This is a genomic window from Actinosynnema sp. NPDC037264 (assembly GCF_055603705.1).
The window spans coordinates 297273-316167 of sequence record NZ_JBVJVK010000002.1 but is presented as its reverse complement, the minus strand read 5'-3'; the positions used below and the strand labels follow the sequence as shown (position 1 = coordinate 316167).

General features: G+C 72.7%; 16 protein-coding genes. 7 read left to right on the top strand and 9 right to left on the bottom strand.

The features are described from left to right. Positions 1-52: 52 nt before the first annotated feature. A complete protein-coding gene (locus ACZ7GX_RS03915; protein ID WP_498772549.1) occupies positions 53-838 on the top strand; it encodes an enoyl-CoA hydratase/isomerase family protein in 786 nt (261 codons plus the stop codon). Here the strand turns inward: ACZ7GX_RS03915 and ACZ7GX_RS03910 are convergent. The 4 genes from ACZ7GX_RS03910 to ACZ7GX_RS03895 form a co-directional block, all read right to left on the bottom strand. Beyond that, positions 825-1301 carry an SLATT domain-containing protein gene (locus ACZ7GX_RS03910; RefSeq protein ID WP_498772547.1) on the bottom strand — a complete coding sequence of 159 codons (477 nt, stop codon included), beginning with the start codon at positions 1299-1301 and terminating at the stop codon, positions 825-827. The two genes, ACZ7GX_RS03915 and ACZ7GX_RS03910, sit on opposite strands and share 14 nt — an antisense overlap. Before the next feature lie 10 nt (positions 1302-1311). Beyond that, positions 1312-2832, bottom strand: coding sequence for a serine/threonine-protein kinase (locus tag ACZ7GX_RS03905; protein WP_498772545.1), 1521 nt, complete (start codon positions 2830-2832; stop codon positions 1312-1314). A gap of 79 nt (positions 2833-2911) precedes the next feature. Next, positions 2912-4981, bottom strand: coding sequence for a glycosyltransferase (locus ACZ7GX_RS03900; protein ID WP_498772543.1), 2070 nt, complete (start codon positions 4979-4981; stop codon positions 2912-2914). Then, complete coding sequence (locus ACZ7GX_RS03895; RefSeq protein ID WP_498772541.1) at positions 4972-5793, bottom strand: WecB/TagA/CpsF family glycosyltransferase; 822 nt, start codon at positions 5791-5793, stop codon at positions 4972-4974. Before ACZ7GX_RS03895 ends, ACZ7GX_RS03900 begins: the two co-directional genes overlap by 10 nt. An 86-nt stretch (positions 5794-5879) precedes the next feature. On the opposite strand from ACZ7GX_RS03895, the gene ACZ7GX_RS03890 reads away from it, so the two are divergent. Continuing rightward, positions 5880-7094 (top strand): MFS transporter, encoded by a 1215-nt coding sequence (locus tag ACZ7GX_RS03890; RefSeq protein ID WP_498772817.1) that lies wholly within the window; start codon positions 5880-5882, stop codon positions 7092-7094. On the opposite strand, the gene ACZ7GX_RS03885 is transcribed toward ACZ7GX_RS03890, so the two are convergent. The 3 genes from ACZ7GX_RS03885 to ACZ7GX_RS03875 form a co-directional block, all read right to left on the bottom strand. Next, complete coding sequence (locus ACZ7GX_RS03885; RefSeq protein WP_498772539.1) at positions 7081-8400, bottom strand: cytochrome D1 domain-containing protein; 1320 nt, start codon at positions 8398-8400, stop codon at positions 7081-7083. The genes ACZ7GX_RS03890 and ACZ7GX_RS03885 overlap by 14 nt on opposite strands. Positions 8401-8463: 63 nt before the next feature. Continuing rightward, entirely contained in the window at positions 8464-9714 is a 1251-nt protein-coding gene (locus ACZ7GX_RS03880) for a hypothetical protein (RefSeq protein ID WP_498772537.1), read from the bottom strand. Then, positions 9711-10559 carry a glycosyltransferase gene (locus ACZ7GX_RS03875; RefSeq protein ID WP_498772535.1) on the bottom strand — a complete coding sequence of 283 codons (849 nt, stop codon included), beginning with the start codon at positions 10557-10559 and terminating at the stop codon, positions 9711-9713. Before ACZ7GX_RS03875 ends, ACZ7GX_RS03880 begins: the two co-directional genes overlap by 4 nt. Positions 10560-10640: 81 nt before the next feature. Between ACZ7GX_RS03875 and ACZ7GX_RS03870 the strand changes: the two genes are divergently transcribed. The 3 genes from ACZ7GX_RS03870 to ACZ7GX_RS03860 are packed head-to-tail and all read left to right on the top strand — an operon-like array spanning position 10641 to position 14361. Further along, positions 10641-11690, top strand: coding sequence for a glycosyltransferase (locus tag ACZ7GX_RS03870; protein WP_498772533.1), 1050 nt, complete (start codon positions 10641-10643; stop codon positions 11688-11690). Continuing rightward, on the top strand, positions 11675-13147 hold the full coding sequence (locus tag ACZ7GX_RS03865) for a lipopolysaccharide biosynthesis protein (RefSeq protein WP_498772531.1): 1473 nt from the start codon (positions 11675-11677) through the stop codon (positions 13145-13147). Before ACZ7GX_RS03870 ends, ACZ7GX_RS03865 begins: the two co-directional genes overlap by 16 nt. After that, a complete protein-coding gene (locus ACZ7GX_RS03860; RefSeq protein ID WP_498772529.1) occupies positions 13144-14361 on the top strand; it encodes a rhamnosyltransferase WsaF family glycosyltransferase in 1218 nt (405 codons plus the stop codon). The genes ACZ7GX_RS03865 and ACZ7GX_RS03860 overlap by 4 nt, the downstream gene beginning before the upstream one ends. Here ACZ7GX_RS03860 and ACZ7GX_RS03855 read toward each other — a convergent pair. Beyond that, positions 14339-15436, bottom strand: coding sequence for an acyltransferase family protein (locus ACZ7GX_RS03855; protein WP_498772527.1), 1098 nt, complete (start codon positions 15434-15436; stop codon positions 14339-14341). The two genes, ACZ7GX_RS03860 and ACZ7GX_RS03855, sit on opposite strands and share 23 nt — an antisense overlap. A 170-nt stretch (positions 15437-15606) precedes the next feature. Next, positions 15607-16566, bottom strand: coding sequence for a TolB family protein (locus ACZ7GX_RS03850; RefSeq protein WP_498772525.1), 960 nt, complete (start codon positions 16564-16566; stop codon positions 15607-15609). A gap of 93 nt (positions 16567-16659) precedes the next feature. Between ACZ7GX_RS03850 and ACZ7GX_RS03845 the strand changes: the two genes are divergently transcribed. Continuing rightward, entirely contained in the window at positions 16660-17550 is an 891-nt protein-coding gene (locus ACZ7GX_RS03845) for a hypothetical protein (protein ID WP_498772523.1), read from the top strand. Beyond that, positions 17523-18890 (top strand): O-antigen ligase family protein, encoded by a 1368-nt coding sequence (locus tag ACZ7GX_RS03840; RefSeq protein WP_498772521.1) that lies wholly within the window; start codon positions 17523-17525, stop codon positions 18888-18890. The genes ACZ7GX_RS03845 and ACZ7GX_RS03840 overlap by 28 nt, the downstream gene beginning before the upstream one ends. The last annotated feature ends 5 nt before the right edge of the window (positions 18891-18895 follow it).

Here is an 18895-nt window from a genome sequence, read left to right as displayed (position 1 = left end):
CCATTCGGACACGTGGTTTTCGCCATTCCGGACGCGTGTAAAGTCCCCGCCTGTGGCAGCGCAACAGGTCCGGCTGGAGCGGGACGCCGTGGGGCTCGCCGTCCTCACCGTGGACGCTCCCCCGCTGAACCTCTACACCGCCGAGTTGCACGACCTGCTGGAGGCGGCGGTCGAGGACCTGGAGGAGCGGCCCGCGCGTGCGCTGCTGATCCGCTTCGAGGGCAAGGTCGTCAGCGGCGGCGTCGACGTCGGGCTGTTCGCCGCGCAGGAGACGTCCGCGCGCGCCAAGGTCCTGCTCGACCAGATGCTGGAGCTGACCGAACGGGTGGCCGCGCTGCCGTTCCCGACCGTGTTCGCCGCGCACGGGCTGTGCCTGACGTGGGCGTTCGAGGTCGCGGTGGCGTGCGACCTCGTCCTGGCCGCGCGGCGGGCGACGTTCGGGTTGGTGGAGAAGGTCGTCGGGCTGACCCCGACCATGGGCGGCACGCAGCGGCTGGCCGCGCGGGCGGGCGTCGGTCGAGCCAAGGAGCTCGTGATGACCGGCGAGCGCTACGACGCGGCCACGCTGGAGCGGTGGGGCGTGGTCAACCGCGTGCTGCCGGACGAGGGCTTCGACGACGCGGCGCTGGAGTTCACCGCGGCGCTGGCGACCGGGCCCACGGTGGCGCACGCGGCGACCAAGCGGGTGATGGCGCACTTCGAGAGCGGCGGCGTGGCCGAGGCGAACGAGCACGTCACCGCGATCGCGGCCGAGCTGTTCGAGACCGAGGACCTGCGCGGCGCGGTGCGGTCGTTCCTGGCCGACGGCCCGGGCAGGGCGACGTTCAGCGGTCGCTGATCCGCCGGAACTCGCCCCACCGGGTGTTCTGGCGGTCCCAGATCGCCTGGTACTCGGCGAACAGCTCGGCGACCTTGGCGGCGTCGACGCGGTCGCTCGGCGTCGCGGCGAGGTAGTGCCTGACGTCGTCGTGCAGCCGGTGGAAGCGGGAGATGGACTCCTCCATCAGCACCCACAGGGGCCGCCACGCGAAGTACGGCTCCAGCACGGCGAACACCGTGGTCAACGCGACCAGCGAGAACGCCAGACCCGTCCAGAAGTCCAGGTCCTGCCAGCCCAGGATGATCGTCGCGGTCGCGGACATGGTCAGCAGGCCGACCTTGAGCGCGGTCGCCCGGCGGCTGAACCGGGCCGCGCGCTCCCGGCCGTAGTCGCGGGCGCGGTCGATGCGGCCCAGCAGGTCCAGCGCCAGCTCGTGCGGGCTCAGGCCCGACTTCACCGGCTGCTCTTCAGGCTCGTCCACGGCGGGCACCCTATCGGGGGTCGTAGGCGGCGGAGCCGTACCAGGCGAGGGCGGAGCGCAGCTCGACCACGTCCCGGTCGCGGCGCTTGCGGTAGCGCTCGTGCGAGATCGGGTAGACGCGCAGGCCGCCCTTGTGCTTGGTGAAGCTGCCGCGTCCCAGCGTGTCCGGGGTCTTGGCGGCGGCGACCAGCCAGACCACGAGCCACGGGCGGGCGTGGTGCGCCTCCACCTTCACGCGGGCGATCGCGTACCACGGGAGGCGGCGCGACTGCTCGCCGTTGGACAGCGTGATGCCGTCGGGGCCGACGTCGAGGGTGAGCGGCGAGCGCGCGACGCCGACCAGGAGGCGGATGCCGGCCAGCGCGAACGCCAGGAACCCGAGGAACGCGGCCGCCCGCACCGCGTCGGGCGCGCCGGAGGCGGCGTCGGCGATCGAGCCCGTCACGACGGCGGCCAGCGCGTTCGCACCGGCCCAGCTCAGGCCGACCGCGCGGGAGGTCTTGAACCGGACGCCGGTGGGGCGGACCTCCTTGGGCGCGGGGTCGATGCGGACGGGCGCCGCGGTCGGGGTGCGTGGCTGCACCGGCGCGGGGGTGACGAGGGTCGGCGGTTTGGGCGGCGGGTCGTCCACCAGCACGCGGGTCGGCGGCTTGGCGGGCAGCTTGCCCAGCTCGGTGTGCCGTTGCTCGACCATGGTGCGGACGCGTGCGGGGAGCCAGGACGGTTCGGCGGACGGCGGGCCGATCGCCTCCAGCAGGCGTGCGGGCGTCGGGCGGTTCGCCGGCTCCCGGACCAGGCACGGCACGATCAGCGGCACCAGGCCCGGCGGCACGCGGGAGAGGTCCGGGTCCTGGTGGACCACGCGGTAGACCAGCGCGGACGTGGCGCCCTCGCCGAACGGCCCACCGCCCGTCGCGGCGTAGACCAGCACCGAACCGAGCGCGAACACGTCACTCTGGGTGGTGATCTTCTGACCGACGACCTGCTCGGGTGACAGGTAGCCGGGGGTGCCGAACACGATGCCCGCTTCGGTGAGCGCGGAGTGCTCCAGCGCGCGGGCGATGCCGAAGTCGATCACGCGGGGGCCGTCGTCGGCCAGCAGCACGTTCGACGGCTTGAGGTCGCGGTGCACCAGGCCCGCGCCGTGGATCGCGACCAGCGCTTCGGCCAGGCCGCCGGCGAGGCGGCGCACGGCGCGTTCGGGCAGGGGGCCGTGGTCCTGGACGGCCTGCTGAAGGCTCGGGCCGGGGATGTACTCGGTGGCCATCCACGGCCGGTCGGCGTCGGGGTCGGCGTCCACCACGGTGGCGGTCCAGAAGCCGCCGACCGCGCGCGCCATCTCGACCTCGCGGCGGAAGCGCTCGCGGAACTCGGGGTTGTCGGCCAGCTCGGCGCGCGAGACCTTGACCGCGATCGGCCGCCCGCCGCGTGACCGCGCCAGGTAGACCGACCCCATCGCGCCGCGGCCGAGGGCGGCGAGCAGCGTGTAGTCGCCGATCCGCGACGGGGCGTTCGGGGGCAGTGGCTGCACGACACCCACACTAGATGCGCCGGCCACCCCTCTTGGGCAAGACGGCGAGGTTCGCGGCGCAGCACACAGCCGCGCAACCTCAGACCGGGTCGTGGAGTCGAGGGTCCCTCGCGGTGGTCAGGGTGAGGAGGGTCAGGGTGCGGGCGTGCCAGGAGTGCGGTTCGACCGAGGCGCGGAGGGCGTGCGGCGGCAGCAGGGAGCCGGTCGCGAGGGTGGTGCGCAGGGCGTCGACGAAGTCGGCGTGGGTGCGGGCGGCGCGGACGCGGTCGGTGTAGCCGGCCAGCTCGGCGAAGTCGGTGCTGACCACCGGGAGGCCCAGGGCCAGGTACTCCTTCAGCTTGATGGGGTTGGACCGTTTGATCCAGTCGTTGTCCTGCCAGGGCATGATCGCCACGTCGAACGCCGAGCCGTAGGCCGGGATCGTGGTGTAGGGGCGGAAGCCCAGCCAGTGCACGTTCGGGTACTTGTCGAAGCGCTCCATCGGGTGGGTCGCGTCGCCGATCAGCACCAGGGACGCGTGCGGCAGCTCGGCGGCGACGCGTTCCAGCAGGTCGAAGTCGACCACGAAGTCGTCCAGCGCGCCGAAGAAGCCGATGCGCGGGCCGGGGATCGCGCGGACGTCCGACGGCCACTCGTGCTCCGGCCGCGCGGTGAAGTGGTCGACGTCCACGCCGTGGTCGAGGAAGTGGGCGCGGGAGCCGGTGCGCGGCAGCTCCTCGTCCATCAACGCGTGGCTGACGTACACGACGTGGTCGGCGTTGGCCAGCAGCTGCTCCTCCAACGCCTCGATGGACGCGCGGTCGGCCTCGGGGAAGTCCGAGTGCCGGTCCGAGCGGTTGAACACCAGGCTGTGCCGGCGCATCGGGGCGACGACGTCCCAGGCGGTGGGGATCGTCACCATGATCACCGGCGTGCGCAGGCCCAGCGCGAGGGCGACCAGCCGCACCTGGGCGCGGACCAGGACGGCGTTGACCTTGCGCAGCAACGGCGAGCCGTAGAACGGCAGCGGCAACGGGGACATCACGTAGAAGTCCGGCATCGGCCGGCGCACGAACTTGGCCACGCTGCGCAGCTTGCGCAGGACGCGCCGGGCCACGTGGGTGCTGTTGCCGCGGGTCGGCATCCGCATGCCGATGCTGTTGACCACGAGCACCCTGCGGTGCGCGGCCATCGACCGCATCAGCTGGAAGTCCGAGTGCGCCCGGTTGTGGTACCACCAGTCCTGCGCGGAGAAGCACACCCAGCCGGGTTCGGGGTCCGCGCCGGGGCGGGCCGGCCACCGCCGCCAGCGCAGCAGGTCGCCGACGGCCTTGCGGTGCTTGGCGCCGCGCGGCACGCGCAGCAGCTCGTTCAGCAGCACGGCGCACCACATCGCGAAGGCGGCCGGGCGGCCGTCGCGCTCGCGGACCGCGCGGACCCGGTTCGTGGTGGCCATCGACCACAGCACCGGCGACGTCGACTGCTCGCCGCCGAGGTGCACGGCACGCGCCCGCGGCTCGTAGCGGATGGCGTAACCGCGCTCGCCCGCGCGCACCATGTACTCGGTCTCCTCCGAGTACAGGAAGTACCGCTCCTCCAGCACGCCGGTCGCCTCGCGCGCCTCGCGGGAGATCAGCCACGCCGCGCCGGTCGCCCAGTCCGCCGTGCCGGCCGTCTCGTACCGGAGGGGGTCGACCACCAGCTCGCCGAGCGCCTCGGACCGGCCGGCCCGCGTGCCGCCGAGGAGCGCTTCGCCCAGGGCGCGCAACGGGTTCGGCGCACGGCGCAACGACAGCTGCGGCGCTCCGTCGGGACCGGCCAGCCGGGGCACCGCGATGCCGGTGCCGGGCAGCGCGAGCGCGGCGCGCAGCAGCGTGACGGCGTCGCGGTGCAGCCGGACGTCCGGGTTGAGCACCAGCACGTCGCAGTCCGGCGCGGCGGCGAACCCGGCGTTGACGCCCGCCGCGAAGCCGTCGTTGGACGCGCGGGCGACGACTTGGGCGTGCGGCGCGACCCGTGCCACGACCGCCAGGGTGTCGTCGGTGGAAGCGTTGTCCACCACCACGACCCGGCTGTCCGGAATGGACTCCAGCGCGATCGCCACGGACTTCAGGCAGTCCTCGACGACGTCCGCGCTGTGGTAGGTCACGACGACGACGGCTAGCGGCACTTCTGCTCCCCGGGCTGGTCGCCGACTCCGTCGGCGGTCGAGCGGCGCAACCGGGTGCGCAGCGCGCCCCCGAGCAGGCGGAACGCGAACGGCAGGTCGTCGCGCAGGTAGCGCCTGGCCAGGCGGCGCGGTTCGAGCGCGAGGCGGTGCAGCCACTCCGCGCCCAGCTTCTGCACCGCGCCCGAGGCGCGCCGGAACTCGCCCGCGGCCATCGGGATGCCCGCGCCGCAGCCGAGGAACCAGGACGCGGGCAGCTCGGCGCGCAGGAGTCGGATCAGGCGTTCCTGCTTGGGGAAGCCGAGGCCGACGAACACCAGGTCCGGCTTGGCCCCCACGGCCTTGGCGACGGTCCCGGCGGTGGCCGCGGCGGAGGTCTCGAACCCGAACGGCGGCGAGTCCGTGCCCACCACGCGCAGCCCGGGGTACTGGGCGCGCAGCGCGTCGGCGGCCTTCTCCGGCACGCCCGGCTCACCGCCGAGCAGGTAGAGCGAACGGCCCTCGCGGGCGGCGGCTTCGGCGAGGGTGAACACCAGAGACGACCCGGTGACCCGTTCGGGCACCGGTACGCCCGCGAGCCTGCCCGCCCACACGACCGGCATCCCGTCGGCGACGACCAGCTCGGACTCGGCGATCAGCGCCGCGAGCTCGGGGCTGCGGGTCGCCGCGCGCACGATGTCCACGTTGGCCGTGACGATCGCGCCGCCCTCGGCCCGTCGCCAGGCCTCGGCGACGTGGTCGGCCACACCGGACTCGCGGACGGACCACACGTCGACGGCGCCCACGCGAACGCGGGCCTGCGCTATGTCCGGCATACCCGCGTCATCGGGTTCCGGGTGGTCCCCGTTACGACGTGCCCGAACGGCGGTAACGGTTACCGCACGTGACCGATATCGGGGGCATGTACGTTGCGTCCGTCCGGCCCGGCGAGCGGGTCAGGGGCAGGGTTCCCGGCACGGTCGTCGCGTTGGGCGCGGTGAGCCTGCTGACCGACGTCTCGGCCGAGATGGTCACCGCGTTCATGCCGGTCTACCTGCTGTTCACGCTCAACCTGAGCTACGCGCAGTTCGGCGTCCTCGACGGCCTGTACACCGGTGCGACGGCGGTGCTGAGGCTCGTCGGCGGGCACCTGTCGGACCGGACGCACCGGCACAAGGCGGTCGCCGCGGTCGGTTACGGGCTGTCGGCGGTGACGAAGCTCATCTTCCCGCTCGTGGGCGCGTCGGCGTTCGGGATCGGCGCGACCATGGCGGCGGACCGCGCGGGCAAGGGGCTGCGCACCGCGCCGCGGGACGCGCTGATCTCGTTGGCCACGCCGCCGGACCGGTTGGGCGCGGCGTTCGGGCTGCACCGGAGCATGGACACGGTGGGCGCGCTGCTCGGGCCGTTGGTGACGTTCCTGCTGCTGTACTGGGTCGGCACGGTCGCGGGCCCGGTGTTCGTGGTGAGCGCGTGCTTCGCGGTGGTGGGGCTGATCGTGCTGGTGGCGTTCGTGCGGGAGAACCCGCGCCCAGCGCCGACCGGGCCGCGGCCGTCGGTGAAGGCGGGGCTCGCGCTGCTGCGGGAGGCGGGGTACCGGCGGCTGGCGGTCGCGTCGGCGGTGCTGGGCCTGGCGACGTTGTCGGACGCGTTCGTGTTCATCCTGGTGCAGAAGGCGACGAGCGCGCCGCTGCACCTGTTGCCGCTGTTGCCGTTGGGCACGGCTCTGGTGTTCCTCCTCGCCGCCGCGCCGGTGGGACGCCTGGCCGACCGGATCGGCCGGTGGCCGGTGTTCCTGGGCGGGCACGTGCTGCTGCTGGGCGTGTACGTGCTGCTGCTGGCCGCCGGCACCGGTTACGCCGGGGTCGGTGCGGCCCTGTTGCTGCACGGGCTCTTCTACGCCGCGACGGACGGCGTCCTGTCCGCCCGCGTCAGCGCGCTCGTGCCGGAGTCGTTGCGGGCGTCCGGGCTGGCGGTGGTGCAGACGGGGCAGGCGTTGGCGCGGCTGGTGTCGTCCGTCGCCTTCGGCTTCCTGCTCCAGTTCGCCGCCTTCGGCACGGCCGTGCACGCGGCCATCGGCTCGCTGCTCGTCGCGGTCCTGGTGGCGGCCGGGCTCTGCCGGGTCAGAGCAGGGTGAGGGCGATGGAGCCGTGCGCGGCGGAACGGCCGTGGGTCAGGTCGCCCGCGTGGCTCGCCGTGTAGCCCTGGAGCAGGGTGGCCAGGCCCACCAGCAGGGGTACGTTGGCGTCGCACTGCGCCTTGCCGTAGGCGTTCGTGGTGGCGGTGCAGAGCGGGTGGCCCTTGACCGTGCGGAAGGTGATCTGCTTGCCCGCCACCGGTTTGCCCGTGTGGGACTCGGTGAGGGTGGCGTCCAGGCCGCGCGCGGTGAAGCCGAGCAGGCGCAGCTGCAGCTGGGCGTGGCCGGCGGTCAGCTTGGTGGGTGCCGGGGGTACGGCGTGGATCGCGATGCCGACCGGGTTCGCGCCCACGGGGACCGTGCCGACGACCGCCAGCGTCGCGGTGTCCACGATGGACACGGTGCCGCTGTTGTAGTTCGTCACGTAGGCCTTCGCGCCGTCCGGGGTCAGGGAGACGCTGATCGGCCTGCTGCCCACCGGGATCCGGGCCACCTGCGTCAGCGCGTTGAGGTCGACCACCGACAGGCTGTGGCCTTCGCTGTTGGTCACGTAGGCGCGCGCGCCGTCCGGGGAGATCGCGACGCCGTGCGGGATGAAGCTGACCGGGACCGCGCCGATCACGGCGTTGGACGCGGTGTCGACCACGGACACGGTGTTCGACAGCTTGTTGACCACGACGAGCTTCGCGCCGTCGGGGGTCACGGCCACGGCGGTCGGGGTGTTGCCGGTCGGGATGTCGGCGACCTTCGCGTTCGTCGCGGTGTCCACCACGGAGACCGTGCCGGGGCCCGCGACGTCGTGGGCGACGTAGAGCCGCCTGCCGTCCGGCGCGATCGCGATGCCGTCGGCGTTCGCGCCGACCGGGATGGTCTCGGTGGTCGTCGCCGTGGCCGCGTCCACCACGGACACCGTGCCCGCCAGGTAGTTCGACACGTACACGTGCCCACCCGACGGCGACACGACGACGCCGGCGGGGCCGTCGCCGACCGGCACGGACGCGTCCACGGTGTTGGTCGGCGTGTCGATGATGGTGAGCGTGTCGTCCCGGACGTTCGTCACGTAGCCGCGCGTGCCGTCGAACGCGACGCCGACGCCGTAGGGCGAGTCGCCCGCGGAGTCGACGAGCGTGGCGGTGACGGCGTTCGTCGCGGTGTCCAGCACCGACACCCCGCCGCCGTTGTTGGCGACGTAGGCGAGCACGCGCACGGGGGCCGCCACGGCCGTCCCGGACGGTCCGAGCAGCAGCGCCGCTCCCAGGGCGACCGCGCCGCACACCGCCGGCGCCTTGCGGATCTGTCTGAGCACGATCGGCCTCCGTGGGTTGGGGTCCACTGCCCCCATCGCCGGCCGGCGCCCCGCCGTTAGCCGTCAGAACCGGTACACGTGGACTTGGTACGGACCGAAGTCGTCCACGATCCGGCCGTCCACGATCGGCACGCTCCGGTCCTCGTCCACCACCGTGGCCGTGCCCGACGACACCGGCACGGTGAGCGTGACGCGGGCGGCGAGGCTGCGGGGGTGGTCCTTGGTGCCGTCGGTCTGCGCCAGCACCCACCGGGTGTCGCCGAGCTGCTTGTGCAGCACGGGGACCGGGATGCCGTTGTCGCTCGACGCGGTCACGCCCGGCGCGTTCGGCGCGTTGAGCACCGGCGCCAACGACTTCAACCGCGCGTTCACGGCGGCGACGCGGGCGGTGATCTCCGGGCGGGTCAGGATGCTGGAGTACTCCCCCGTCCCGTCGGTGTAGAAGCTGTGCGCGAAGTAGTTGATGCCGGTGGCGCCGTGCAGGATCGTGTTCCACACCGCCGATTCGAGCTGGTCGGGGTCGATGATCTCGCCGCGGTCGTGCGGGTGCCCCGTCTCGACGAACCCGTACAGCGGCTTGTCCGGGCCGCACCACTTGCGCATCGTGTCGATGACCTGCCCGTAGCTGTACGCGCCGACGGTGTGGTTGCGGTCCGGGTGCGTCCAGCCGTAGTAGTCGGCCGACGCGATGTCCGCGGCCGAGCAGTAGGTCCGCATGTCCTCTTCGTAGGACTCCTCGATGTAGCCGTAGCCGATCTCGCCGGTCGGCGTGCCCATCCACGGGCTGAAGTTGAGGTACGTCGGCCGGGACGGGTCCTCGGCGCGCACCGCGTCGGCGGCCTTCACGATCGCCGACGGCTGCATGTCCGGGTGGAACACGTCGCCGTAGACCTTGGTCATGTCCGGCTCGTCGGCGATCAGGTAGCCGACGTAGTTGCGTGCGTGCGCGGTGTCGGCCAGGACCGCGTCGACGCGCGTGCCGTCCACGTACACGCGCCAGTCGGTCTCGTGCAGCCCTTCCTGGCGGAGGTACCACCACTCGTCCTCCCAGAGCCCGATGCCGAAGTCGACGCCGATCTCCGGGAACGCCCGGCCGAGCTTCTTCCCGTTCTCCACGCCGGACGGGTCCTGCATCCAGACGTTGATCGGGAACACGGCCGGGTCGCCGGTCGGGTTGGGTCCGTTGGCCCACTGCTTGTAGTAGTCGACGGACGGGCCGGCGAGGACCGGTGGCGGGTCGGCCGGCCGTTGCGCCTCGGCCGTGCACGCGGTCGCGACGAGGGCGAGCGCCAGCGCCGCACGGGTCGGCTTCACCTCGACGTCCGCGCGGCCAGCACCCGTTTCGCCTTCTCGAAGCCGTCCGGGCCGAGCAGCCGCATCGCCGCGGTCTTGACCACGTACCGGGCCCCGTCACGCGCCGACCGCAGCGGGTGACCGACGAACCGGTCACGGGCCAGCACACCGCCGGCGGGCTCCGGCACGTCGTCCAGCGCCGCGCCAAACAGCTCCCGGTGCGGCGCGGGCGCGACCAGCCTGCCGCGGGTGCGGTTGCTCACGTTCCCGCCGTGCACGACCTGGAGCCAGCCGGGCGGTCCGCCCAGCGACACCACCTCGGCGTGCCGGTGCAGCCGGTTGTGCCAGTCGGCCCAGCACGTCACCGGCGCGTCCCAGCTCTCCCGCATCGAGGCGAACGCGTTGTCGCGGTCGTGGTGCGCGAACAACCCGGTCGGGCTCTTGACCAGCCCGTTCGCCAGGTACAGGGCGGTGCGGCGACCGGTGGAGGGCTGCGCCTGGAGCCGGGCGACGAAGTCCGCGGCGAGGCCGTCGTCGTTGTCGAGGTTGGTGGTGATCAGCTCGTCGCCCTTGACCGGGAAGAGCTTGGCGATGTCCTCGACCAGCTCGTCGCGGCTGACCTGCGTGCGGAACACCGGCGTGTACGCGTCGCCGTGCGCCTCGATGCGGTCCTTGAGCCACCGCGGGCTCTCCGGGTCGAAGTAGACGAGCCACCGGAAGTCCGAGGACGTCTGCGCCGCCACGGACGGCAGGCAGTACCGCTCGAACAGCCCGACGCGTTCGGTCAACCACCCCTCCCGCGCCCGCACGACGCTCTCCGCCCCGACGGACGGCAGGTTGAAGCGCGTCAGCACGACGTGGTCCATGGAACCCCTTCCCTCGTGTCCCGTACATCGGGATCGGGGCCGCGCCGTTAACGATCCGCGGTCGCGCACGATGAGTAGAGCGTGACTGAGCCCCCGGCACGACCAACGGTCGACGTCGTCATCCCGTGTTACAACTACGCGCGGTTCCTGCGCGCGTGCGTGAAGAGCGTGCTCGACCAACCCGGTGTCGACGTGCGGGTGCTGATCATCGACGACACGTCCACCGACGAGACGCCCGAGGTCGTGGCCGAGTTGACGCGGGACCCCCGGGTCGAGGGCCGCAGGCACGAGGTCAACCAGGGCCACATCGCGACCTACAACGAGGGCCTGCTGGAGTGGGCCAAGGCCGACTACACCGTGCTGCTGTCCGCCGACGACCTGCTCGCGCCGGGCGCGTTGGCCCGTGCCGCCGAGGTCTTCGAGGCGAACCCGAACGTCGGCATGGTGTACGGACGTGTTGTTTATTACACCGATCACGACAACCTGCCGTCCGTGATCGCCCCGCCGGCCGGCCGCACGGTCTGGTCCGGTGTGGACTGGATCGAGGCGCGATGCCGCACCGGGCAGAACGTGCTGTCCTCGCCCGAGGCCGTGGTGCGCACGTCGGTGCAGCAGGCCGTCGGCGGCTACCGGCCCGACCTGCCGCACGCGGGCGACCTGGAGATGTGGATGCGCATCGCCGCGGTGTCCGACATCGGCTACGTGCGCGGCAAGCCCGCCGCGTACTACCGCGTGCACCAGCAGAGCATGATGCGCACGCAGTTCTCGTCGCTCTTCGCCGACCTGGAGCAGCGGCAGGCCGTGTTCGAGCGGTTCTTCGCCGAGCACCCCGACCTGCCGGCGCGGCTGCGGGCGCTGGCCGACCGGTCGATCGCCAAGGACGCGCTGTGGCGGGCGGTGCGCGCCTACGACCGGGACCGGCTCGACGAGATCCCGGTGGACGAGCTGGAGGCGTTCGCCCGGCGGGTGTTCCCCGACGCGGCGCGGTTGCCCGAGTACCGGGCGTTGCGGCGGCGACGGGCGGTGGGGCCGAGGGTGTGCAGCCGCACGCAGCTGTTCGTCGGCAGCCACCTGGTCAAGCGCGGCGCAGGCGTCGTGGGCAAGCAGGTCTGGAAGTGGCGCGGCCAGTGACCGCCGAGGTGGAGCCGCCGGTGACCGGGCGGCCGGAACTGCGGCGCAAGGTCGGTTCGGCGATCCGGTGGAGCGTGGTCAACAGCCTGGTGCAGCGGTTGGGCCAGGTGGGTGTCGGCGTCCTGCTGGCCCGGCTGATCGCACCGGAGCAGTTCGGCGTGTTCGCGGTCGCGCTGGTGGTGCTCAACATCGTGATGAGCGTCAGCGAGATGGGCGTGAGCGTCGCCCTGGTGCGCAGCGAACGCCCGGTCGAGGAGCTCGCGCCCACGGTGACGACGCTGTCCATCGCGTCCGGCGCGCTGTTGGCGCTGCTGTGCGTGCTCGGCGCGCCGTGGTTCGCCGAGGCGATGGACACGCCGCAGGCGACGGGCGTGATCCAGCTCATGTCGTTGTCGCTGGTGGTCGCCGGCGCGTCGGCGGTGCCGGGCGCCGTGCTGCAACGCGAGTTCCGGCAGGACCACAAGTTCGTCGCGGACACGTCGGCGTTCGTCGTCGGCACGGCCGTGGTGGTCGTGCTCGCGCTGCTGGGCTTCGGCGCGTGGAGCCTGGCGTGGTCGCGGATCGCCACCAACCTGGTCGCCGCGGTGGTGATGTTCGCCTACACGCCGAAGCGCTACGGACCGGGGTTCGACCCGGCGCGGGCACGGGAGGTGCTGGCGTTCGGGCTGCCGTTGGCGGGTGCGAGCCTGCTCGTGTTCGGGGTGCTCAACGTCGACTACGTCATCGTGGGCGGCGTGCTCGGCACGGTGCCGCTGGGGTTCTACCTGCTCGCGTTCAACCTGGCGAACTGGCCGGTCGGCGCGTTCTCGCAGCCGGTGCGCAGCGTGTCACTGGCGGCGTTCGCGCAGGTCAGAGATGATCCGGAGCTGTTCGCGCGTACGTTCGCGCGTGCGTTGCGGCTGCTCGCGCTGGTGACGGTGCCCGCGTGCGTGCTGCTGGCGGCGCTGGCCGACCCGCTCGTGCGCACGGTGTACGGCGAGCGGTGGGCGCCGGCCGCGCAGGCGTTGGCGTTGCTGGTGCTGCTGGGAGCGCTGCGGGTGGCGTTGGAGCTCGGGTACGACTACCTGGCCGGCGCCGGGCGGTCGCGCGCGATCCTGGTCATCCACCTGGTGTGGCTGGCCGCGCTCGTGCCGCTGCTGGCGCTGGGCGCGCACCTGGACGGCATCCGGGGCGTGGCGCTGGCGCAGAGCGTGGTCGTGCTCGTGGTGATCGTGCCCGCGTACCTGATCGCCTTCCGGCCCTACGGGTTGCGGGCGCGGGCTTTGGGCGCGGCGGTCGCGCGGCCGGTGGCCGGCGGTGTGGTGATGGTCCTGGTGGCGTCGGGCGTGCAGTGGGTCCTCGACGGCGCCCTGTGGCGGCTGCTGGTGGGCGGCGCGTTGGCGTCGCTGGCGTACGCGGCCGTGGTGTTCCCCCTGCGCCACGAGGTGCTGGGCCTGTTGCGGAGGAGTGGCGCGTGAGGGTCGTCCGGCAGTTGCGACGGCGGGCGCACCAGGTCACGCGCATCATGCGCGAACAGGGTGTGCGTCAGGTCGGCGCCCGCGCGCTCGGCCGTGCGGCACGGCGGTTCGGCGCGGGCGCCGAGGTGTTCCCGGTGCGCCTGGAGGACGTGCGCGCGGCGGACATCGGCGCGCGGCGGCCGGTGGTCGTGCCGCCGGTGCCGGAGGACGGGCGGCTGGTGGTCAACTGGGTCAGCACGCCGCCCTCACCGGGCTCCGGCGGGCACACCACGATGTTCCGGCTGATCGAGCACCTGGAGTCGGTGGGGCACACGTGCCGGCTGTACCTGTACGACGTGTACGGCAGCCGTGCGGCCGACCACGAGCAGGTGATCAGGTCGGCGTTCCCGGGCTTCCGCGGGTCGGTGCACGACGTGGCGGACGGGATGGCCGACGCGCACGCCGTGTTCGCCACCGCCTGGATGACGGCCTACCCGGCGTTCAACGACCCGTGCGCGGGCAGGCGGTTCTACCTCGTGCAGGACTACGAGCCGTGGTTCTTCCCGGTCGGAGGGCTCTCGGCGTTGGCGGAGAACACCTACCGGATGGGGTTCCACGGCTTCACCGCCGGCCGGTTCCTGGCCAACAAGGTGCGCGCCGAGACGGGGATGGCGGCCGACCACTTCGACTTCGGCTGCGACGCGGACCGCTACCACCTGACCGAGGGCGTGCGGCGGAACGGCGTGGTGTTCTACGCGCGCCGGCTGGCGCCCCGGCGGGCGATCGAGATCGGGTTGCTGGCGTTGGAGATCTTCGCCGAGCGGCACCCGGACGTCGTGATCCACACGTACGGGGAGAAGATCGGCTCGCTGGGCCCGCGGCACGTCGACCACGGGCTGGTCACGCCCGACCGGCTCAACGAGATCTACAACCGGTGCTACGCGGGCCTCACGCTGTCGATGACGAACGTCTCGCTGGTGCCGCACGAGATGCTGGCCGCCGGGTGCCTGCCGGTCGTCAACGACGCCGTGCACAACCGGGTCGTGCTGGACAACGACCACGTCCGGTACGCGCCCGCGACACCGCACGACCTGGCCCGCGCGCTGTCCGACGTGGTCACGTCACCGGACTTCGACGCGGTGGCCCGGGCCGCGTCGGCGAGCGTGTCCGGCCGGTCGTGGGACGCGGCCGGGCACGAGTTGGAGAAGGTGCTCAGGCGGGAGCTGCCGGCCTGAGCAGGCGGCGCTGCGCCGGCCGTTCGACGAGCCGGTGCAGCAGCCACGCCAGCCCGAGCGAGACGCCCAGGACGGCCACGGCGATCCCGATCGCCCCGGCCAGGGCGACGTCGTGCGGCCCGAGTTCCTCCGCCGCCCGCATCACCACCTGGTGCACCAGGTAGAAGGCGAACGAGACCTCGCCGAGGAACACCGCCGTGCGGCCGCGCCACGGTGACCGCGCGCCGGTGATGTCGGCGACCGCGGCGGCCGGGATGAGCAGCGCCAGCGGGACGACCGTGCCGGCGACGTAGCCGAACGTGCCCGGCAGGTGACCGGAGCCGACGTACCCGGCGACCGCGAGCGCGCCCGCCCGCCACAGGGGCAGCCGGGGCCAGCGGCCGGCGCGCACGATCCGGGCCAGCGCCATGCCCAGCACGAACTCCAGCGCCCGGGTCACCGGGAAGACGAAGACGAACCAGTACTCCAGGTCCGCGGGCAGCGGCAGGGCGATCACCGGGACCAGGACCACCGCGGCCATGAGGCCGAGCGCGAGCGCCCAGAGCCTCTGCCGCGGCACGCGGTCCACCCGTGCCAGGAGCCAGGCGAACGCCGCGTAGAACGCGGCCTCGCACGACAGCGACCACGCCGGCGTGTTGACGCCGAAGTAGACCGACTGGACCGGCACCCAGGCTTGGAGCAGGAACAGCCCCACCACGCCCGAGAGCACGGACACGCCGCCCAGCCAGGCAAGGCCGGCGAACACCACGACCCAGACCACCACGTGGTTGGGCAGCACCCTGGCCGCCCTGCGCCGCCGGCCGACGCTCGCCGGCACGCCTTCCCGCGCGGACCACGTGAGCACGAAACCGGACAGGAGGAAGAAGAACCCGACCCCGGTCGCGCCCTGCCCGAACACCGCTTCGAGGACGCCTTCGGCTCCCGTGCCAGCGAACAACCCGCCGGCGTGCAGGTGGAAGCCGAAGACGACGAACGCGGCGAGGAAGCGCAGCCCGGTGAGCGAGGGCAACCGGACCGGCGGCAGTGGCGGGATCGCCGGGGCGGACGACGGGAGCGGCGCCGGCGCATTCGTCATCGGCGGTTGGCCCGACCGGCGGAGCGGGGTGTGCCACCGTTGCCGCGTAACACGATTCTTGCGGTCGAATATTCGTTTCCCGCAAAGAATAACAACTTCCGCCTCCGATGCAGCAGGATTTCCTTCGACCACAAGGAAATCGCGGTGCCACGAGAGGCGTTAGCCGAAGATCAGAGCGGGGACGGCGAGGTGGCATCGGAGATCATCAGCACGGCGGCGGCCGAGCCGTCGGCGGGCACGACGTGGATCGAGGCGAGCTTGGCGTCCTTCGGCACGGCGGCGAACGCGATCCGCTCGTCGTCCAGCCAGGTGGCCTGGTCGTCGACCCCGGCGGTGCCCGGCAGCCTGCGCTCCTCGCCCGTCTCCAGGTCCAGCACCGCCAGCTCCCACGGCCCGAGCCTGCCGATGCGCTTCTTGTAGGCGACCTTCGTGCCGTCCGGGGACAGCGACGGGCACTCCGCGTCACGCCGCAGCGACTCCAGGCGACGTTCCGCCAGGTCGCCCTTCACCAGCCAGGTGTACCCGCCCGAGGCCAGGGTCGCGTAGAACGTCCGGTCGTCGGCGGCGACCGTGAGCCCCCAGTAGTTCACGTCCTGCGCGGCGTGCGGCCGCCCCTCGACCACGGCGGCGAAACCCTCCAGCGACTCCACCGCCTCGCCGGTCCGCAGGTCCAGGTACCCGGTGCGGGTGGAGAACCCGCCGGGCACCGAGTACGAGTCGCCGGTCACGAACGACGTCCACGTGACCACCTGCCCCGACGCCGACACCTTCGCCCGGCTCGGCACCCCGGGCAGCGGCACGGTCCGCGCCACGCCGCCGTCCCGCGTCACCTCGGCCGCGTAGGTCGGGCCCGGCCCGGCCAGCTTCAGGCACACCGTGGTGCCGGCGGCCCGGTACACCCGTTGGCACGTCATCGCGGTCGCGCTGCGGGCGGCGGGATCGGCGAGGCGCGCCTGCTCGACCCGGCCGCGCCCGTCGGCCAGCGCCACGAACATCAGGTCGCCGTCGACCGCGGCCACCGGCACGGGCGGGGTGTCGCGCGCGACCGACGTCACGTACGCCACCGAGGCGCCGACGACCAGTACGATGGCCACGACGGCGAACACCACGCGCCGGTGGGTCAAGTCCATCACCACCTGTAACGACTGGGCGCGAGTCGGCCGATTTCAGAGTAACAACACCCCGCGCGCACGCCCGCGGGGTAGACGTGGATCGGGGAGCGGATGGACTTCTGGGGCGCCGTGCGAACGCTGCGCAGGCGGTGGTACATCGCCCTGCCGGCGGCGATCACGGCTGTCGCCGTGGCCGCCGGCGTGTTCCTGTCCATCCCGACCCGCTACCAGTCCACCGGGGTCATGGTGTTCACGTCGCCGTCGGCCGGCGGCTCGTTCTCGGAGAACATCTCGCCCGAGGACGCGGTGCGGGTCAACCCGCTGCTGTCGTTCGACGGCAGCCTGACGACCACCGCGCAGATCATCTCGCAGATCCTGGCCGACCCGAAGACCCGCAAGGAGTCGCTCGGCCTCGACAAGGACTCGACGGAGAACTTCACCGCGGCCGGTGGCGGCATGGGTGGCCCGTTCCTGTTCGTGACCGCGGACGGCGCCACCCCGGAGGCGGCCGAGCGGCTGGTCACCACGGTGATGGAGTTCGCGGCCAAGGAGCTGGACGAGCAGCAGACCGCGCTGAAGGCGCCGGCGTCGACGTTCATCACCTCGCAGGTGATCGTGAACCCGACCGAGGCCGAGGCGCAGATCGGCGGCAAGGTCCGGTACGCGGGCGCGGCGTTCGTGCTGCTCATGCTGTTGACGACGGCGGCCACGTTCGGCGGCGACAGCGTGCTGAACCACCTGCGGCGACGTCGTGAGGCGCGTGAGGGCGACGCCGCGGACGACGCCGTGACGCCTCCTCCGGCCACCGCCACCCCGCCGGCTGCCGCTCCCGCTTCTCCCCCGCCCGCGCCCAACGGCGTGCCGCGCCGTCCGCCCGGCCCACCGGTCCGCCGACCGCAGCCGACGGCCAGCGAGCAGACGGTGAAGATCGCCGCGCCGGGTCCGCGCAACCTCGGCAACCCGGGTGCCCCGGCGTGGCCGACCAACGACGACAAACCCTGACCGTGGCCGAGCGGTTCCCGCCGGAGCGGCCCGTGCGGCGGCGGGCGGACGGCGCCACGTTGATGAGCGCGTTCCTGCTGGCGCTGCTGATCATCCCGGCCCGGCTGGTGCTGTCGTTCGTGCCCATGACCCTGCCGCCCGCGCTGGTGGTGGCGTTGCTGCTGGGCGTGCTGTGGGTGTCCGGGCAGATGGTCGACGACGTCGGCATGGGCAAGGGGCGCAACGTCGTGCGGACGGCCGTGGCGCTGTACCTGGCGTCGCACCTGGCGACCTACGGCGTGGCGACCCGGCGCTGGCTGCCGACCGACGAGCTGACCGTGGCCGACAGCAGCATCATCCGGATCACGTCGATGATCGCGGTCGCGGTGTTCGTGTGCGACGCCGTGCGCACGAAGGAGCGGCTGGACCGGGTGCTCAAGCTGCTGCTGGGCTGTGCGGCGGTGATCGCGTTCGTCGGGCTGGTGCAGTTCGGGCTCGGGGTGGACCTGGCCTCGTACGTGTCGCTGCCGGGGCTGCGCGTGCAGGACAACGGGTACTCGGCGATGGAGGCGCGGTCGATCTTCCGCCGGCCGACCGGGACCACGAACCACCCGATCGAGTTCGGCCTGGTGTGCGCGATGGCCGTGCCGCTGGGCGTGCACTACGTGTTCAAGGCCCGGGACGACGGCACGCCGCACGTGCGCTGGTTCGTGTGCCTGGGGCTGGTGGGGCTGGGCGCGTTGCTGTCGTTGTCGCGGACGGCGCTGCTGTGCATGGCGGTCGGGGCGGTGATCATGATCATCACGTTGCCGAGGCCGCGCAAGGTCGCCACGGCGGTGGTGGGCGGTGGGGCGTTCCTCGGTGCGACGCTGGTGGTGCCGGGGCTGTTCGGGACTTTGCGCGGGATGTTCTCCAACATCGAGGACGACCCGAGCGTGAAGGCGCGCACGGCGGACTACGAGGCGGCGTGGGAGCAGATCGACCTGAACCCGTTGCTGGGGCGCGGGTTCGGCACGTACCTGCCGACGAAGTACACGATCCTGGACAACCAGTTCCTGCTGACGTTGATCGAGAACGGCTACCTGGGGCTGTTCGCGCTGGTCGGGATGTTCCTGGCGGCGGCGTTCGCGGCGATCCGGGTGCGGATGATCAGTGAGGACGAGCAGCTGCGGAGCCTGGCGAGCGCGCTGGTGGCGGCCGTGGTGTCGGGTGGGATCGCGTCGGTGACGTTCGACCTGCTCGGCTTCGGCGTGGCGACCGGGCTGGTGTTCACCATGATCGGCGCGACGGGGGCGTTGCTGCGGGTGGCCAGGGAGCAGCGGCGGCGCGCCGCGGCGGAACCGGCCACCACGGAGGCGTGAAGGCG